The organism is Nocardioides sp. TF02-7 (assembly GCF_022437945.1).
In the GTDB taxonomy this organism is placed as follows: domain Bacteria; phylum Actinomycetota; class Actinomycetes; order Propionibacteriales; family Nocardioidaceae; genus Nocardioides.
In genome coordinates this window covers 696125-711724 of the sequence record NZ_CP092535.1, presented here as the reverse complement: position 1 = coordinate 711724, position 15600 = coordinate 696125, and the positions used below count along the sequence as shown (strand labels likewise).

12 protein-coding genes and 3 pseudogenes are annotated in these 15600 nt (G+C 73.9%); 4 read left to right on the top strand and 11 right to left on the bottom strand.

Annotated elements, in window-relative coordinates; genetic code table 11:
- Positions 1 to 2 precede the first annotated feature (2 nt).
- The 5 genes and pseudogenes from MF408_RS03630 to MF408_RS03610 form a co-directional block, all read right to left on the bottom strand.
- Positions 3 to 2561, bottom strand: a pseudogene (locus MF408_RS03630) (bifunctional FO biosynthesis protein CofGH).
- A gap of 1502 nt (positions 2562 to 4063) precedes the next feature.
- Positions 4064 to 5845: an MMPL family transporter gene (locus MF408_RS03625; protein WP_240251622.1), complete on the bottom strand. Its 1782-nt coding sequence runs from the start codon at positions 5843 to 5845 to the stop codon at positions 4064 to 4066.
- The gene (locus tag MF408_RS03620) at positions 5745 to 6212 is read right to left on the bottom strand and encodes a hypothetical protein (RefSeq protein ID WP_240250305.1); all 468 of its coding nucleotides are present in this window, start codon (positions 6210 to 6212) and stop codon (positions 5745 to 5747) included. Before MF408_RS03620 ends, MF408_RS03625 begins: the two co-directional genes overlap by 101 nt.
- Positions 6213 to 6342: 130 nt before the next feature.
- A complete protein-coding gene (locus MF408_RS03615) occupies positions 6343 to 7497 on the bottom strand; it encodes an acyl-CoA dehydrogenase family protein (RefSeq protein WP_240250304.1) in 1155 nt (384 codons plus the stop codon).
- The gene (locus MF408_RS03610) at positions 7497 to 8411 is read right to left on the bottom strand and encodes an LLM class F420-dependent oxidoreductase (protein WP_240250303.1); all 915 of its coding nucleotides are present in this window, start codon (positions 8409 to 8411) and stop codon (positions 7497 to 7499) included. Before MF408_RS03610 ends, MF408_RS03615 begins: the two co-directional genes overlap by 1 nt.
- A 196-nt stretch (positions 8412 to 8607) precedes the next feature.
- Between MF408_RS03610 and npdG the strand changes: the two genes are divergently transcribed.
- Positions 8608 to 9288: an NADPH-dependent F420 reductase gene (gene npdG / locus MF408_RS03605; RefSeq protein ID WP_240250302.1), complete on the top strand. Its 681-nt coding sequence runs from the start codon at positions 8608 to 8610 to the stop codon at positions 9286 to 9288.
- A gap of 24 nt (positions 9289 to 9312) precedes the next feature.
- On the opposite strand, the gene MF408_RS03600 is transcribed toward npdG, so the two are convergent.
- The 5 genes from MF408_RS03600 to MF408_RS03580 form a co-directional block, all read right to left on the bottom strand.
- On the bottom strand, positions 9313 to 10371 hold the full coding sequence (locus MF408_RS03600) for a hypothetical protein (RefSeq protein ID WP_240250301.1): 1059 nt from the start codon (positions 10369 to 10371) through the stop codon (positions 9313 to 9315).
- Positions 10364 to 10918, bottom strand: a complete 555-nt coding sequence (locus MF408_RS03595; protein WP_240250300.1) for a SigE family RNA polymerase sigma factor — start codon at positions 10916 to 10918, stop codon at positions 10364 to 10366. The genes MF408_RS03600 and MF408_RS03595 overlap by 8 nt, the downstream gene beginning before the upstream one ends.
- A gap of 33 nt (positions 10919 to 10951) precedes the next feature.
- Entirely contained in the window at positions 10952 to 11470 is a 519-nt protein-coding gene (locus MF408_RS03590) for a YbaK/EbsC family protein (protein ID WP_240251620.1), read from the bottom strand.
- A gap of 288 nt (positions 11471 to 11758) precedes the next feature.
- Positions 11759 to 11932 (bottom strand): hypothetical protein, encoded by a 174-nt coding sequence (locus tag MF408_RS03585; RefSeq protein ID WP_240250299.1) that lies wholly within the window; start codon positions 11930 to 11932, stop codon positions 11759 to 11761.
- Positions 11898 to 12944: a PspC domain-containing protein gene (locus MF408_RS03580; RefSeq protein ID WP_240250298.1), complete on the bottom strand. Its 1047-nt coding sequence runs from the start codon at positions 12942 to 12944 to the stop codon at positions 11898 to 11900. Before MF408_RS03580 ends, MF408_RS03585 begins: the two co-directional genes overlap by 35 nt.
- 144 nt (positions 12945 to 13088) lie before the next feature.
- Between MF408_RS03580 and MF408_RS26550 the strand changes: the two are divergent.
- From MF408_RS26550 to MF408_RS03565, 3 genes and pseudogenes are all read left to right on the top strand, one after another.
- A pseudogene (locus MF408_RS26550) lies at positions 13089 to 13238 on the top strand (PspC domain-containing protein); the annotation flags it as partial.
- A gap of 166 nt (positions 13239 to 13404) precedes the next feature.
- Positions 13405 to 14373: an ATP-binding protein gene (locus tag MF408_RS03570; RefSeq protein ID WP_240252210.1), complete on the top strand. Its 969-nt coding sequence runs from the start codon at positions 13405 to 13407 to the stop codon at positions 14371 to 14373.
- On the top strand, positions 14370 to 15020 hold the full coding sequence (locus MF408_RS03565) for a response regulator transcription factor (RefSeq protein WP_275693429.1): 651 nt from the start codon (positions 14370 to 14372) through the stop codon (positions 15018 to 15020). The genes MF408_RS03570 and MF408_RS03565 overlap by 4 nt, the downstream gene beginning before the upstream one ends.
- A 416-nt stretch (positions 15021 to 15436) precedes the next feature.
- Here the strand turns inward: MF408_RS03565 and MF408_RS24860 are convergent.
- Positions 15437 to 15595 (bottom strand): annotated as a pseudogene (locus tag MF408_RS24860) (helix-turn-helix domain-containing protein); the annotation flags it as partial.
- Positions 15596 to 15600: the final 5 nt, after the last annotated feature.

The window sequence follows — 15600 nt, the reverse complement described above, 5'->3', positions numbered from 1 at the left end:
TGCTACCCCCCGGCGGCGGCGTGAACCGTGCGCTCGCCGTACGTCGTGGTGCGCTCGCGGACGGGCCGGTCGATGCCGGCGGCGATGTCGGTGATCTCGGCGACGGTCTTGGCGGAGCCGTGCTCGGAGCCGGCCATCCGGGAGATGGTCTCCTCCATCAGCGTGCCGCCGAGGTCGTTGGCGCCGGCTTGGAGCATGGCGCGGGTGCCGTCGACGCCGAGCTTGACCCAGCTGGTCTGGATGTTGCGGATCCGGCCGTGGAGGAGGATCCGGGCCATCGCGTGCACCGCGAGGTTGTCGCGCATGGTGGGGCCGGGGCGGGCGACGCCGGCGAGGTAGATCGGCGCGCTGGTGTGGACGAACGGCAGCGGCACGAACTCGGTGAAGCCGCCGACGCCGCTCTCCAGTGCGGCGTCCTGGATGCCGGAGAGGACGCGCAGGTGGGCCACCCAGTGCCGCGGGTTGTCGACGTGGCCGTACATCATCGTCGAGGTGGTCGGGAGGCCGACCTGGTGCGCGGTGGAGACGATGTCGATCCAGGTGCGGGCGGGCAGCTTGCCCTTCGTCAGCACCCATCGGACCTCGTCGTCGAGGATCTCCGCGGCGGTGCCGGGCAGCGAGCCGAGCCCTGCCTCGCGCGCCTTGATCAGGAAGTCCTCCACCGACAGGCCGGTGCGGGCGGTGCCGTTGACGACCTCCATGGGGGAGAAGGCGTGGACGTGCATCTCCGGCACCCGCTGCTTGACCGCGGCGACGAGGTCGAAGTACGCCGTCGCCGGGAGCTCGGGGTCGATCCCGCCCTGCATGCAGACCTCGGTGGCGCCGAGCCGCCAGGCCTCCTCGGCGCGGTCGGCGACCTCGTCGTAGGAGAGCTGGTAGGCGTCGGCGTCGGTCTTGCGCTGGGCGAAGGCGCAGAAGCGGCAGCCGACGTAGCAGACGTTGGTGAAGTTGATGTTGCGGTTGACGACGTAGGTGACGTCGTCGCCGACGGTCTCCTTGCGCAGGTCGTCGGCCAGCCGCGCCACCTGGGCCAGCAGGTCGCCCTCGGCGGTGATCAGCGTGTGGGCGTGCTCGTCGGACAGCCCGCCGGGGTCGGCCTCGGCGGCGCGCAGCGCGGCCCCGCCCTCGGCGTGGAGGACGGCGGGGGCGCCCGTGCTGGCCGCGGCCTCCCGTACGGCGTCCCAGTCGCCGTAGACGGTGGCGAAGTCGCTGCGGCGCTGCTCGGTGCGGCCGTCGGTGTCGACGGTGGCGTGCAGGTCGACCCGGCCGTGGCTCTGGCCGGTCTCGAACCCGCCGTCGGGCTCCTGCCACGGCCGGCCGGTGGGGCGCACGCCCGGCACCGCGAGCCCGTCGGGGCCGGCAAGCGCCGCGACGTGGCCGGCGACGCGAGGGTCGAGCCACGGCTCGCCGCGCTGCAGCGCGCCGACGACGTACTCGGGGTGGACGGTGAGCCGGGCCTGCAGCTCGAAGCCGCAGTCGGCGGTGATCGAGCGCAGCCGCTCCAGCGACGGCCAGGGCCGCTCGGGGTTGACGTGGTCGGGCGTCAACGGCGACACCCCGCCCCAGTCGTCGACGCCCGCCTTGAGCAGCGCACGGCACTCCGCGAGGTCGACGAGGTTGGGCGGGGCCTGCACCCGCGCCCGCGGACCGAGCACGACCCGGGTGACCGCGATCGCGGCGCGGTACTCCTCCAGGCCGAGGTCGTCGGTGTGGCGCATCGCCGTGTCGGGCTTGGCGCGGAAGTTCTGGACGATCACCTCCTGCACCGACCCGTAGGCGCGCATGGTGCGGCGCAGCGCGAAGATCGTCTCGGCGCGCTCGGTGAGCGTCTCGCCGATCCCGACCAGCAGCCCGCTGGTGAACGGCACCGACAACCGGCCGGCGTCGTCCAGCACCCGCAGCCGGACCTCGGGGTCCTTGTCCGGCGACCCGTGGTGCGCGAGGCCCTTGGTCTCGAAGAGCCGGCGCGAGGTGGTCTCGAGCATCATCCCGAGCGAGGGGAGACCGGCTTGAGCCGGTTGAGCTCCTCCCACGACAGCACGCCGGGGTTGAGGTGCGGCAGCAGCCCGGTCTCCTCCAGCACCCGCACGGCCATCGCCCGCACGTAGCCGAGGGTCGAGTCGTAGCCCTGCTCGTCGAGCCAGGCCCGCGCCTCGGGCCAGCGGTCCTCGGGCCGGTCGCCGAGGGTGAACAGCGCCTCCAGGCACCCCAGCTCCGCGCCGTCGCGGGCGATCGCGAGGATCTCGTCGGGGGGAGAGGTACGGCGCCCGCCCGGCGCGCTCGGCCTGCCGCGGGGTCTCCACGAACGTGCAGTAGTGGCACCGGTCGCGGCAGAGCCGGGTGACCGGGATGAACACCTTCGGCGAGTAGGTCACCACGCCGGGCCGGCCCGCCGAGACGAGGCCGGCGTCGCGCACCCGCGCCGCGACCGCGCACAGGCGGTCGAGCTCCTCGCCGCGCGCCGCCAGCAGCGCACTCGCCTCGGCCACGTCGAGCGCGGCGCCGCGCTCTGCACGGACCAGGGCTCGACGCACCTGCTGCGGGGTGGGCGCGTCGGACATCGCGCTCAGGGTATCGGCTGCCGGCGCCGGGGCGGGGCCGGTCCCGGTCACCGACCCCTCGTTCAGCGCGGGATGACCGCCTCGAGCTTGCCGACCCGGCCGGCGAAGGTGCCGTTGTAGGAGGCCGGGAACGACCAGGTCACGATCGTGCCGCGCCCGGTGACCTGGGCGAGCACGGTGTCGGAGCACGAGCCGCTCACCGACAGGCAGTTGCCGCCGTCGCTGGTGTAGACGGCCGTGATCGACTCGAACGCCCGGAACCCCTCGTACTTGAGCGCCCAGGAGTCGCACCCCGGCGAGGCCGTGCAGTTCTTCACGCGCGACCACCAGAGCCGCCGCGGCTTCGACTTCCCGCAGAACTCGTCCTCCGCGGTGGCGGTGGTGCCCCAGGCGAACGTCGTCACCGCCTGGGCGCTGACGCAGCCCCTTGCGACCGCCCTCGAGCGTGTCGACCTTGACCGTGGTGCCGCGCAGCTGGCGCCAGCCGTCGCCGCTGTCGACGTTGACCTCCAGGTCGCCGGCGCCGGCCTCGGGGAGGGTGAACGTGAACCGCACCGCCCGGTAGGCCGGCTCGGCGACGGCCGTCGGAGCCGGCGGCTCGGTGACGTAGCACTCGTCGAGCGCCGCCACCGCGTCGGCGTTCCCGCTCTCCAGGTCGGCCGGGTCGGCGACCGGCAGCTGCTCCGACGCGAAGTACGCCGCCAGGGTGGCGTCGTCGATGTCCTCGAGGCAGGCCGGGTCGTCGAGCGCCCACTCCTCGGCCACCGTGTCGGCCCAGTCGTCGGAGCAGTCGAGGACCTGCTCGACGTAGCGGGTGGCGTCGGAGCTCTCCCACTCCTCGGTGTAGGCCCAGTCGTCGCCGTCGCGCTCGACGAGGCCCCGGTCGCGCAGCCCGTCGGCGCGCCACTCCTCGGTGAGCTCGTCGACGGCGCAGCGGATGTCGTCGTCGCCGGCCCAGGTGGGCGCGCCGACGCCCTCGGCCACGGCGTCGGCGGCCGCCTCGTCGTCCGCGCTGAGCGGGCCGATGCCGAGCCGACCGGTCGTGTACAGCCACGCGCCGACCCCCGCGCCGGCGAGCAGCACCAGCACCAGGCCGAGGCCGACGAACAGCGGCCAGCGGCGTCGCCGCCGCGGCGGCGGGCCCCATCCGGGCGGTCCGCCCCATCCGGGCGGTCCGGACGGAGGGCCGGGTGGCGGCCCGGACGGAGGACCCGGCGGCGGCCCGCCGTACGGACCCTGACCTCCCGGCCCGCCCGGCGGGCCCGATGGCGGGGTCGGCGGAGCCGGCGGCCAGGCGGGCGGCTGCCCGGGCACCTGCGTCGGCGCCTCCCACGGACGCGGCCCGGGCTGTCCGGGAGCACCCTGCGGTCGGTCGGGCAGCGGCCAGCCGCCGGGCTGGGTCGGTGGCTCGGACACGGGCGCCTCCTGGCTCTTGCGGGGCCGCCCCTCCGGCCCGTGGCACGCATCCTAGGCGCGCCCGGGCCGGCGTGGTCCGGGTCGGCTCAGTTGAGCGCCGGCACCTTCTCGTGCTCGGGCTCCGGCGGCAGGTCGGGCTTCCGCCCCGCTCCGCGGTCGAGCCGGCTCGGCCACCAGATCCGCCCGCCGAGGTCGAGGTTGAGCGCCGTCACGAGCACCGAGCGGACGATCATCGTGTCGAGGAGCACGCCGAGGGCGACGGCGATCCCGATCTCGGCGAGGAACACGACCGGGATCGTGCCGAGCACCAGGAACGTCGCGGCCAGCACGGCACCGGCCGACGTGATCACTCCGCCGGTCGAGGAGAGGGCCACCAACGACCCCCGCCTGGTGCCGAGCTCGACGGTCTCCTCCCGCACCCGGGTCATCAGGAAGATGTTGTAGTCGATGCCGAGCGCGACGAGGAACACGAACGCGAACAGCGGGAAGCCGGGATCGGTGCCGGCGAAGCCGAAGACGTACTCGAACAGCAGCGCGGAGATCCCGAGGGCGGCCCCGAAGGACAGCACCACCGTCCCGATCAGCAGCACCGGGGCCAGCACCGCGCGCAGCAGGACCATCAGGATCAGAAACACGGCCAGGAGCACGATCGGGATGATCACGACGTTGTCGCGGTTGGCCGCCGTCTTGGTGTCGAGGTAGAAGGCCGAGCCGCCGCCGACCAGTGCGTCGGCGTCGTCGACCCCGTGCACCGCGTCGCGGGTCGCCTCGACGATGTCGAACGCCGCCGTCGAGGAGATGTCGGCGGACAGGACGGACTCGAAGTAAGACCGGCCTCCGCCGATCGGCGTCGCGTCGCCCGGCTCGCCCAGACCCTCCACACCCGCGACGGCGTCGCGGACGGCGTCGATCCGGTCCTCGTCGGCGACCACCTGGACGGTGTTGGAGCCGTCGACGAGGTCGTGGGCCTCCAGGAGCTTCTGGCCCTTGATCGAGTCGAACTCCTTCGTGTACGTGTCCTCGGTCGACAGGCCTGCGGTGTCGAGCCGGAACAGCCCGAGGCAGGCGACCAGGAGCAGGCCCGCGGTGATCGACCAGACGAGCCGGGGCCGCGGGGCGATCGCGTTGCCGAGCCGGGCCCAGAGGCCGGACCGGGTCGGCTCGTCGGAACCGAACGCCGGCCGCTTGGGCCAGAAGATCCACCGGCCGACGATCACGAGCAGCGCCGGCAGCAGGGTCACCATCACCACGGTGGTGACCGCGATGCCGATCGCCAGCACGGGGCCCATCCCGGCCGTGGAGTTGAGGTCGGCGAAGACCAGGCACAGCATGCCGACCACCACGGTGGCCGCGCTCGCGATGATCGCCGGGGCCGCGCGGTGCAGCGCGTAGGCCATCGCCTCGTGCCGGTCGGCGTGGCGTCTGAGCTCCTCGCGGTAACGGGCGACCAGGAGGAGCGCGTAGTCGGTGCCCGCCGCGATCACGAGGATGCCGAGGATGGCCTGGCTCTGGCCGTTGACCGTCAGGTCGGCGTACCGCGCGAGGAGGTAGACAACGCCGCCGGCGATCGTGTAGGCGACCGCGGCGCTGATGATCGGGAGCAGCCACAGCACCGGGCTGCGGTAGGTGAAGAGCAGGATCACGATGACGACGCCGAACGTGATCAGGATCAGGTTGCTGTCGATGCCCTCGAACGACTCCGCCGCGTCGGCGGCCTGCCCGCCGTAGCCGGCGAGGTGGACGGTGGCCCCGTCGAGCCCGGCGATGTCACGGACCTGCTCCGCGGCGTCGGGGACCGCGTTCCAGCCGTCGTCGCCGAAGTTCCAGGTGAAGTGGAGGTAGGCGACCTCGCCGTCGGCCGAGACCAGCGGCTGCGGGCTCCCGGCCGCCTCGGCGGCGTTGGGGGGTCAGGACGCCCTCGTCGGTGACGCCGTCGGTCCCGGCGATCTCGCGGGCGTGCTCGTCCATCGCCGCCAGGTCGGCCTCCGTCAGGCCGCCGTCGCGGTGGTAGACCACCAGGGTCGGGATGTCGTTGGGGTCGACGGTGCCCGAGAGCTCCTCGAGGACCTTCGTCGACTCCGCCGACTCCGGCAGCCAGGCCGACGCCTCGTTCTCCTGGACGTCGATCAGCTTGGCGTTGAGCGTGCTCATCCCGCCCGCGGCGACCAGCGCCACGACGAGCACGATCCACTTCGTGACCCTGCCGGTGAGCTTCCCGGCGATCTTCATGTGCATCTCGGCAGCCTCCCAGCGACCACGGACAACGGCATCAGGGTTTACCCCCGGGATGACCCGGGACGTTCCCGGAAGTCATCGCTCCCGAGCACGAGACGCCGCCGCGGCCGTCGGTGTGACAGCCGCCGGGTCAGAGGCCGAGGCTGCGGCCGATGATCTCCTTCTGGATCTCGGTCGTCCCGCCGTAGATCGTCTGGATCCGGGTGTCGGCGTAGGCCTTCGAGATCGGGTACTCGGTCATGTAGCCGTAGCCGCCGTGCATCTGCAGGCCCTGGTCGACGATCTTCTTCTGCAGCTCGGTCGTCCACCACTTCGCCATCGCGGCCAGCGGGGCGTCGGCGGTGCCGGCGTTGAGCCGCTCGACCGCGTGGTTGACGAACGACCGGGCGACGTACGCCTCGGTCGCCATCTCCGCCAGCGTGAACCGGGTGTTCTGGAACTTCCCGATCGGCCGGCCGAACGCCTCGCGGTCCTTGACGTAGTCGAGCGTCAGCTCGAGCACCGCCTCGATCGCGGCGACCGCCATGCAGGCGATCGAGATGCGCTCCTGGGGGAGGTTCTCCATGAGGTGGACGAAGCCGCGGCCCTCCTCGCCGATCAGGTTGGCCTTGGGGACCACCACGTCCTCGAAGTTCAGCTCGGCCGTGTCCTGCGCCTTGAGGCCGAGCTTGTCGAGGTTGCGGCCGCGGGTGAAGCCCTCCATCCCGCGCTCGACGGCGAGCAGGCTGATGCCCTGGTGGCCGGCGTCGGGGTCGGTGCGGGCGACGACCACGACCAGGTCGGAGAGGATGCCGTTGGTGATGAACGTCTTGGAGCCGTTGAGGAGGTAATGGTCGCCCTTGTCGACGGCGGTCGTGCGGACGCCCTGCAGGTCGGAGCCGGCGCCGGGCTCGGTCATCGCGATCGCCGTGACGATGTCGCCGGACACGAAGCCGGGCAGCCAGCGCTGCTTCTGCTCGTCGGTCGTGAGCCCGGTGAGGTACGGCGCGACCACGTCGTTGTGCAGCGTGAAGCCGGGGCCGGTGGCGCCGACGCGGGCGGCCTCCTCGGCGAGGACGACGTGGTAGCGGAAGTCGCGGATGCCGGGACCGCCGTACTCCTCGGGCACGTCGAACCCCAGCAGCCCGGCCGCGCCCGCCTTGCGCCACACCTCGCGGTCGACGACGCCGTCCTTCTCCCACTGCTCGTGGTGGGGCACGACCTCGCGCTCGAGGAACGTGCGGACGGTGGCGCGGAAGTCCTCGTGCTCGGTCTCGTAGATCGAGTTGTGCGCGGGGACCGCCATCAGGAGACCCACTCCTTCATCTGCTCCACGATCCGCCGCTGGCCGTCGGTGTCCAGCGCCGCGGGCGTGACGTTGAGGTGGGTGACCCCCGACTCCTCGAACGCCGCGATCCGCTCCTTGACGTAGGACTCCGGCCCGACCAGGTTGCCCGCCTCGAGCCACTCGAGCGGGACCAGCGCCTCGGCCTCCTTCTTCCGGCCCGAGAGGTAGAGCTCCTGGATCTCCTCGGCCTCCTTCTCGAAGCCGAGCTCGCGGGCGAGCTGGTTGTAGAAGTTCTTGCCCTTCGCGCCCATCCCGCCGACGTAGAGGGCGTAGACGGGCCGGGCGAAGTCGAGCAGCGCCTTGGTCTCGGGGCCCTCGCCGATCGCGACCAGGCCGCCGGTGGAGACCTGGAGCGGGCCGAGGCCCGGGTCGCGCTTGGCGCGGCCGCGCTCGAGCGCGGCACCCCAGACGTCGGTCGCCTTCTCCGGGTAGTAGAGGAACGGCAGCCAGCCGTCGGCGATCTCGGCGGTCATCTCGACGTTCTTGTCGCCGAGGCTCGCGATCCAGATCGGCACCGAGGAGCGCTCGGGCTTGTTGAGCAGCTTGAGCGGCTTGCCGAGCCCGAGGCCCTGGTCGGGCGGCAGCGGGAGGGTGAAGCTGCGGCCCTGGTGCTCCAGCGGCTCGCGCCGCATGCCCATCCGGAGGATCTCGACGACCTCACGGGTGCGGCCGAGGGGGCGCTCGTAGGGCAGGCCGTGGAACCCCTCGATCACCTGCGGCCCCGACGCGCCGAGGCCGATCACCGCCCGGCCGCCGGAGACGTTGTCGAGGCCGGCGGCCGTCTGCAGCAGCGCGCCGGGGGTGCGCGAGTAGACGTTGAGGATGGCCGAGCCGATCTGGACGGTCTCGGTCTTGGCGGCGAGGTAGCCCATCAGCGTGGGGGGCGTCGAACCCGTACGGTTCGGCGACCCATACCGTGTCCAGACCGGCCTTCTCGAGGGCGGCGACCTGGTCGGCCGACTCGCGGGGGTTCCCGGCGTACATCAACGGCATGGACAGCTTCATCGGCATGACGCCAACTGTGACAGTATTACTGTCACGATGGCAAGGCACTCCGAGGAGGACAGCGTGACCACCAAGTACCGCGTCGCCGTGATCGGCGGAACCGGCCCGCAGGGGAAGGGGCTGGGCTACCGCTTCGCGCGCGGCGGCCACACCGTCGTCCTCGGGTCCCGCACGGCCGACAAGGCCGAGGCGGTCGCCGCCGAGGTCGCCGAGCGGCTCGCCGGTGTCGCCGGCGCGGGCGAGGTGAGCGGCGCGAGCAACGCCGACGCCGTCGCCGCGTGCGACGTGGTCCTGCTGGCGGTGCCGTACGACGGCCACGACGAGCTGGTCGCCTCCCTGCCGCTGGCCGGCAAGACGGTCGTCTCGTGCGTGAACCCGCTCGCCTTCGACAAGCGCGGAGCGCACGGCCGGGTCGTCAACGGCGGCGAGGGCTCCGCGGCCGAGTCGGCCCAGGAGCTCGCGCCGGAGGCCACCGTCGTCGGCGCCTTCCACAACGTCTCGGCGGTGCTGCTCTGGGGCGAGGACGACTACCTCGACGAGGACGTGGTCGTCGTCGGCGACGTCGTCGACGCCAAGCAGGTCGCGATCGACCTCGCCGAGTCGGTGGTCGGCCGGCCGGGGATCGACGGCGGCAAGCTGCGGCTCGCCCGCGTGCTCGAGCCGTTCACCGCGGTGCTGATCTCGATCAACCGCAAGTACAAGGTCAACTCCGGGCTGCGGATCACGGGGCTCGAGGGGCACTGACCCTGCGGCGGCCCGGCCGGCTGGTCAGCGGGCCTCGGTCACCAGCCGGTCGAGGAGCGCGACCGCCCACCGGCCGGGCTGCCAGACCAGCCCGGCGCTGTCGTCGACCGCGAACCACGCGGTCCCGCAGTCGGAGCGCAGGAGGATCGCGTCGCCCCAGGTCGTCTCGCCGACGATGCGTGGGAACGGCGGCGCGACGCCGCAGCGCAGCACCCCGCCGCGGCGGGTGTTGGCCTCGAGGTCCTCCAGCAGCGCCTCGAGCTCGGCGGGCGCGATGTCGGCCCGCCGCGCGTCGCGGCCCTCGCCGATGCAGAGTGCCGCGACCGCCAGGTCGGCGACCTCCGCGACCGGCGACGGCTGGGTCGCGATGGTGCACGCCTCCGGGTCGAGGACCGGCGCGGCCGGCGGCTCGCTCGCGGCTCGCTGGGTGCGCAGCAGATCGGCGAACACGTCCCACGGCTCGTCCGCACCGGTGCGGGTGCTGCTCCCGACGACGACGGTGCGACAGCCGAAGAGCTGACCCGACACCATGAACCGCGACCCGTCGGCGTAGCGGAACACGATCCGGTAGCCCGGGCCGAGGTCGGCCGAGCAGGGGAACCCTTCCCCGTGGTGCCCTTCCGCAAGGTCGTTCACGGCCTCGACGAGCACGCCGACGTCGGTGACCAGCGCGTCGTCCGGCGCACCGATCGGGTTGCCCGGCCCCTGGCACAGCCGGGCCGAGACGGCGCCCTCGGGCACGGCGGCCGGCTCCGCGAGATCGGGCAGGTCGAGCGGGTCGTCGAGGTCGCTCGGTGCGGGTGGGCACTCCGGCACCGTGGCGGGATCGGTCGGGAAGGCGGGGTCGCTGGCGGCGTCGGACGGTCCGGCGGCCGGCTCCGGCCCGTCCTCGCCGCCGCCCACGACGGTGGTCAGCACCGCCACCGCGGCTACGGCTGCGGCCGCACCCGCCGCGACCAGGCCGGTGGTCCGCCGGCGCCGCCGGCGGGCGGCGCGCTCGGCGGCCCGGGCCCGGTCGGGCACGGCCGGCGGCTCGGGCACCGCGTGCCGCAGCCGCTCGCGCAGCCACTGCTCGTCACTCATCGGGGAGCTCCTCTCGTCGCAGGCGGGGAGAGGAGCGCAGCGTGGTGAGCGCCCGGGCGCACTGGCTCTTGACGGTGCCGACGCTCACGCCGAGCGCCGCCGCGGCCTGCGCCTCGGTGAGGTCGTCGAAGTAGCGCAGCACGACGACGGCCCGCTGGCCGCGCGGGAGCTCGGCGAGCGCGGCCACCAGGTCGCCCCTGGTGTCGCTGTCGGCCGTGTCGTCACGGGCGGCCGGTCGCTCGGGGAGCTCCGCGGTCGGCCGCTCGCCCCGCCAGCGGCGCCGCCACCAGGCGGCGTACGTCGTGAACAGCACGCGCCGCACGTAGGCCTCGAACCCGTCGGCGCCGACCCGCGTCCAGGCGCGCCAGCTCTTGGCGAGCGCGGTCTGCAGCAGGTCCTCGGCGAGCTGGTGGTCGCCGGTCAGCAGCCACGCCGAGCGCCAGAGCGCGTCGCCGCGCGCGGCGACGAACGCCTCGAACCCGTCGTCGACCCCCTCGTGCCTGCCGGGCCACGCCGGCGACCGTACCGTCCATCGGACTCCTCTCACCGGCAAGAAGCGGTCGAGGGCCGCGGAAGGTTGTCAGCCGGCGAGCCCGTCGACCACCTCGGCGCGGGGGAGTCGCCCGACCAGCGCGCCGGGCAGCAGCAGCTTGGAGCGGCGCAGGCCGGAGCCGACCACCGCGACCTCGACGTCGAGCACGCGGGCGTCGACCAGCAGCCGCCAGCTGTCGGGGAGCCCGAGCGGCGTGATGCCGCCGTACTCCATCCCGGACTCGGCGACCGCCCTGTCCATCGGCAGGAACGACGGCTTGCGGACGTCGAGCAGCCGCTTGACGGTGTGGTTGACGTCGGCCCGGGTGTCGGCGCGCACCACGCAGGCCGCGACGCGCTCCTCGCCCTCCCGCTTGCCGGCGACCACCACGCAGTTGGCGCCGGCCTCCATCGGGACGCCGTAGGTCGCGCTCATCGCGGCGGTGTCGGCGAGGTCCGGGTCGATCTCCACGACGGCGACACCGCCCGCCTCCGGCCACGCGGCGAGCGCGGCGGCGACGGGCGGTGCGACCAGGTCCGGGTGCTCCGTGGCCGGGAGCGACGTCAGGCCGGGGAGTCGGGGAGTCCTTCGAGCCGATCCATCCCCTCATCCTGCCGGAGGGGCCGCCCGCGCTGTGCCGCAGCACGCTCGCGAGCAGGCCGATCCCCCCGGCGATCAGCCACGGGAGCCCGAGCACCCAGCCGTGCTCCTCGACCGCGACCACGTCCCGGTCGACGAGCAGCCAGACCACGGTCAGGCCGACGAACGCGACCCCCATCACCAGGTGCCCGACGTTGACCGGGTGCCAGCCCGCGCGCGCCTCGTCGCGGGACTCCTTCGGCACCTCGTAGGCGCTCATGCCGCCACCTCCTCGGTGTGGACGTAGATCTCGCCGAACAACAGGTCGGCGTTGATGGTCAGCTCCGGCGCGTCCGGGCCGCCGTCGTGGGCGCCCTCCGTGCTGCCGTCGGTGCGGGCGTCGAAGACCCTCGCCTCACCGGCGCCCTCGATGTCGGCGTCGACGACCACGTCGAGCCCCTCCTCCGGGACGATGACGTGGATCCGCCCGAACCGGAGGTCGAGGTCGAGGGTCCGGCCGTCGAGGGCGTCGAGGTCGGTGATCCCCGTGAGGTCGACCTCGATCTCCCCGAAGCCGTGGTCGTAGCCGCTGTCGAGCTGGACGGCGCTCGTCGGCTCGACACCCACCTTGCCTGCGCTGACGTCGTCGACCGTGGTGGCAGCGGCGGTGGCGACGGCCGCGAGCAGCCCGACGAAGATCAGGCCACCGGCCCGGCCGTAGACCGCGCCGACGAGCAGCATCACGCCGCAGGTGGCGAGCACGGTCGCCGGGTAGGCGGCGATCGGCACGTCCGCACCGGCGAGGTCGACGGTGCCGAGGGCGCCGAGGAGCAGCGTGGCCAGGGCGCCGGTGAACCAGAAGAGCAGCGGGCCGCGGCGCCCTGGCCGGGGCCGGCGGCGGGGGGCCGGGCTCGTAGCCGGCGTACGTCGCTCCGCCAGGGCCCTGCGGCGCGCCCGGCGCGGCGGACGGCGGGGGTGCCGGGAGCTTGCCCTTGGCGGCCAGCACGGCGACCACCACGATCCCGACCACCGCGAGCGGCCACGGGAAGTCCCAGCCGCCGAAGGAGTCGCCGACCAGCGACAGGGCGCACAGCCCCGCCGCGGCGACCAGCACCACGGTCCGGGACCGGTCGTCGAGGCGGACGTTGGCGTCCTCCGTCTCCTCCTCGGGGATGAACAGCCAGCCGGCGGCGTAGGCGAGCACGCCGCCGCCGCCGAAGAAGACCAGCACCACGAACGCCACCCGCACGATCAGCGGGTCGATGTCGAAGTGCCGGGCGACCCCCGCGGCGACGCCGGCCAGCTTGCGGTCGGTGCGCGAGCGGCGGATCCGCCCGAGGTCGCGGACCTCGTCGCGGGTGACGCGCGGACCCGGCTCGTCCGGGCGGTCGGGGCCTCCCGGGCCACCGGCGCTGCTGGAGCTGCCGGGGCCCGTGGGCTCGGTGTCGGCTGGTGCGTTCATGACCCCAACTCTCCCGTCCGCGGGGCGCCGGGACCATCGGGGACCGCCCTGATCTTGCCCGCCCGCCACGGCGGGACGCTCAGGGTCGGGTCAGGGTTCTTCCCGCTGCTCCGGCCGGCGCCGCTGTGTGACGATGGAGGCATCATGACCACCACCGCGACCACTCCCGGCACGCAGGCGCCGCGCGACGTCCGACGCGCCTACCGCGACCTGCGGGAGCCGATGATCGGCGGCGTCGCCGCGGGACTCGCCGCGCACCTCGGCCTCCCCGTGCTGCACGTGCGGGTCGCGTTCGTCATCGGGACGGTGGTCGGCGGCGTCGGCGTCGCGATGTACGGCGCGCTGTGGGCGTTCCCTGCCCGCGGGCCCGCCGCCCAGCGCCCAGGCGCCCGGGATCGAGAGCGCGACCCGCGGCGGCCGCCGGCCGGGTCAGGGCCGCCGCCTCGCCGACGTCGGCCCGGTGATCGCGCTGCACGCCCTCGGCGTCGGCGCGGTGCTCGCCCTGGAGGCGGTCCTCGGCAACGGCTGGTGGGTCTGGCCGCTGGGCATCGCGATCGTCGGCGTCGGCCTCCTGTGGCGCCAGGCCGACGAGGCGCAGCGCGAGCGGTGGCTCGACGCGACCGGCCGGATCGACCCGGTGCGGATCGTGCTCGGCGAGGGCGGCTGGGCGTCGTACGCACGGCTCGCCGCCGGGCTCGGCCTGGTCGTGGTGGCGTCGGTGCTGTTCGCGCTGCAGGGCGGGTCGCTGGCGGTCGCGCGCGACGTCACGATCGCGGTGGTGCTCGCGCTGGGCGGCCTCGCCATCGTCGTCGGGCCATGGATCTACCGGCTCACCACCGAGCTCAGCGCGGAGCGGGAGGAGCGGGTGCGCACCCAGGAGCGCGCCGACGTGGCGGCCCACCTCCACGACTCGGTGCTCCAGACCCTGGCGCTGATCCAGAAGAACCCCGCCGACGCGACCCGGCTGGCGCGCGCCCAGGAGCGCGACCTGCGGGCCTGGCTGTTCTCCGCCGAGTCCACCGACGAGAGCACCGTCGCGAGCGCGCTGCGGTCGATGGCGGGCGAGATCGAGGACGCCTACGGCATCACCGTCGACGTCGTCGCCGTCGGCGACGGCGACCTCGACGAGACGCTCCGTCCCGTCGTCGCCGCGGCGCGCGAGGCCACCACCAACGCCGCCAAGCACGCCGGCGTGCCGCGGGTCGACGTCTACGCCGAGGTGTCCGCCGACGCGGTCGACGTCTTCGTCCGCGACCGCGGCGCCGGGTTCGACCCGGGCGCCACCCCGGAGGACCGCCTCGGCGTCCGGCGGAGCATCATCGACCGCATGCAGCGGCACGGCGGCACCGCCGAGGTGCGGTCCGCCCCCGGCGAGGGCACCGAGGTGCGGCTGCACCTCGCCCGACAGAGAGCAGAGGGAGAGAAGTGACCGGACCGATCAGGGTGGTGGTGGTCGACGACCACGCCATGTTCCGCCGTGGGGTGATCGCCGAGCTGGCGACCGGGGGACCGGGCGTGGTCGACGTCGTCGGTGAGGCCGCCGACGTCGACGAGGCGGTCAAGGCGGTCGCCGAGCACCAGCCCGACGTGGTGCTGCTCGACGTGCACCTACCCGGCGGGGGCGGCGTGGAGGTGATGCGGCGCTCGACCGCGGCCGACACCCGCTACCTCGCGCTCTCGGTCAGCGACGCGGCCGAGGACGTCATCGGCACCATCCGCGGTGGGGCGCGCGGCTATGTCACCAAGACGATCACCGGCCCCGAGCTGGTCGACGCCATCAAGCGCGTCGCGGAGGACGACGCCGTCTTCTCGCCGCGGCTCGCCGGGTTCGTCCTCGACGCCTTCGCCGGGTCGATCGAGGTCGCGACCGTCGACGAGGACCTCGACCGCCTCACCGAGCGCGAGCGCGAGGTGATGCGGCTGATCGCCCGCGGCTACTCCTACAAGGAGGTGGCCAAGGAGCTCTTCATCTCGATCAAGACCGTCGAGACCCACATGTCCGCCGTGCTCCGCAAGCTGCAGCTCTCGTCCCGCCACGAGCTGACCCGGTGGGCGAGCGACCGGCGGCTGCTCTGAGAAGTCACCCGCCGTCGCGGCACAGCAGGCCGCGCAGCAGCCGGTCGACGGTCTGCTCCTGGTAGACCCGGTCGACGGGCCGGTGGCGGACCATGAGGTGGAAGATCATCGCCCCGCCGAGGTCGAGGACCGCCGCCTCGAGGTCGAAGCCGGCGTCGATCTCCCCCACGGTCGACTGCCCGCTCGAGCACGCCGCGGACGGTCGCGTCGCTGCGGGCGTGGTACGCCGCGACCTCCGCCGCGAACGGGGCGTCGACCACCACGGCGGCGACCTGGTCGGCGAACGCCTGTCGCGGCACCCGCTGCAGCGCCTCCGCGAGGTGCGCCACGCACACCAGCAGCTCGGCGCGGACGTCGCCGAGGTCGGGGACCTCTGGCGGGGCCGAGAGCGCCACCGACTCGGCGAACGCCAGGTGCGCCTTCGTCCGGAACCGCCGGTAGAGGGTCGGCTTGCCCACACCGGCCCGTGCCGCCACCGCCTCCATCGTCACGCCGTCGTACCCGTGCTCGGTGACCAGGTCGTGCCACGCCTCGATGAGGAGGGCGTCGATCCGGGCGTCACGGGGGCGGGCCACCGGGC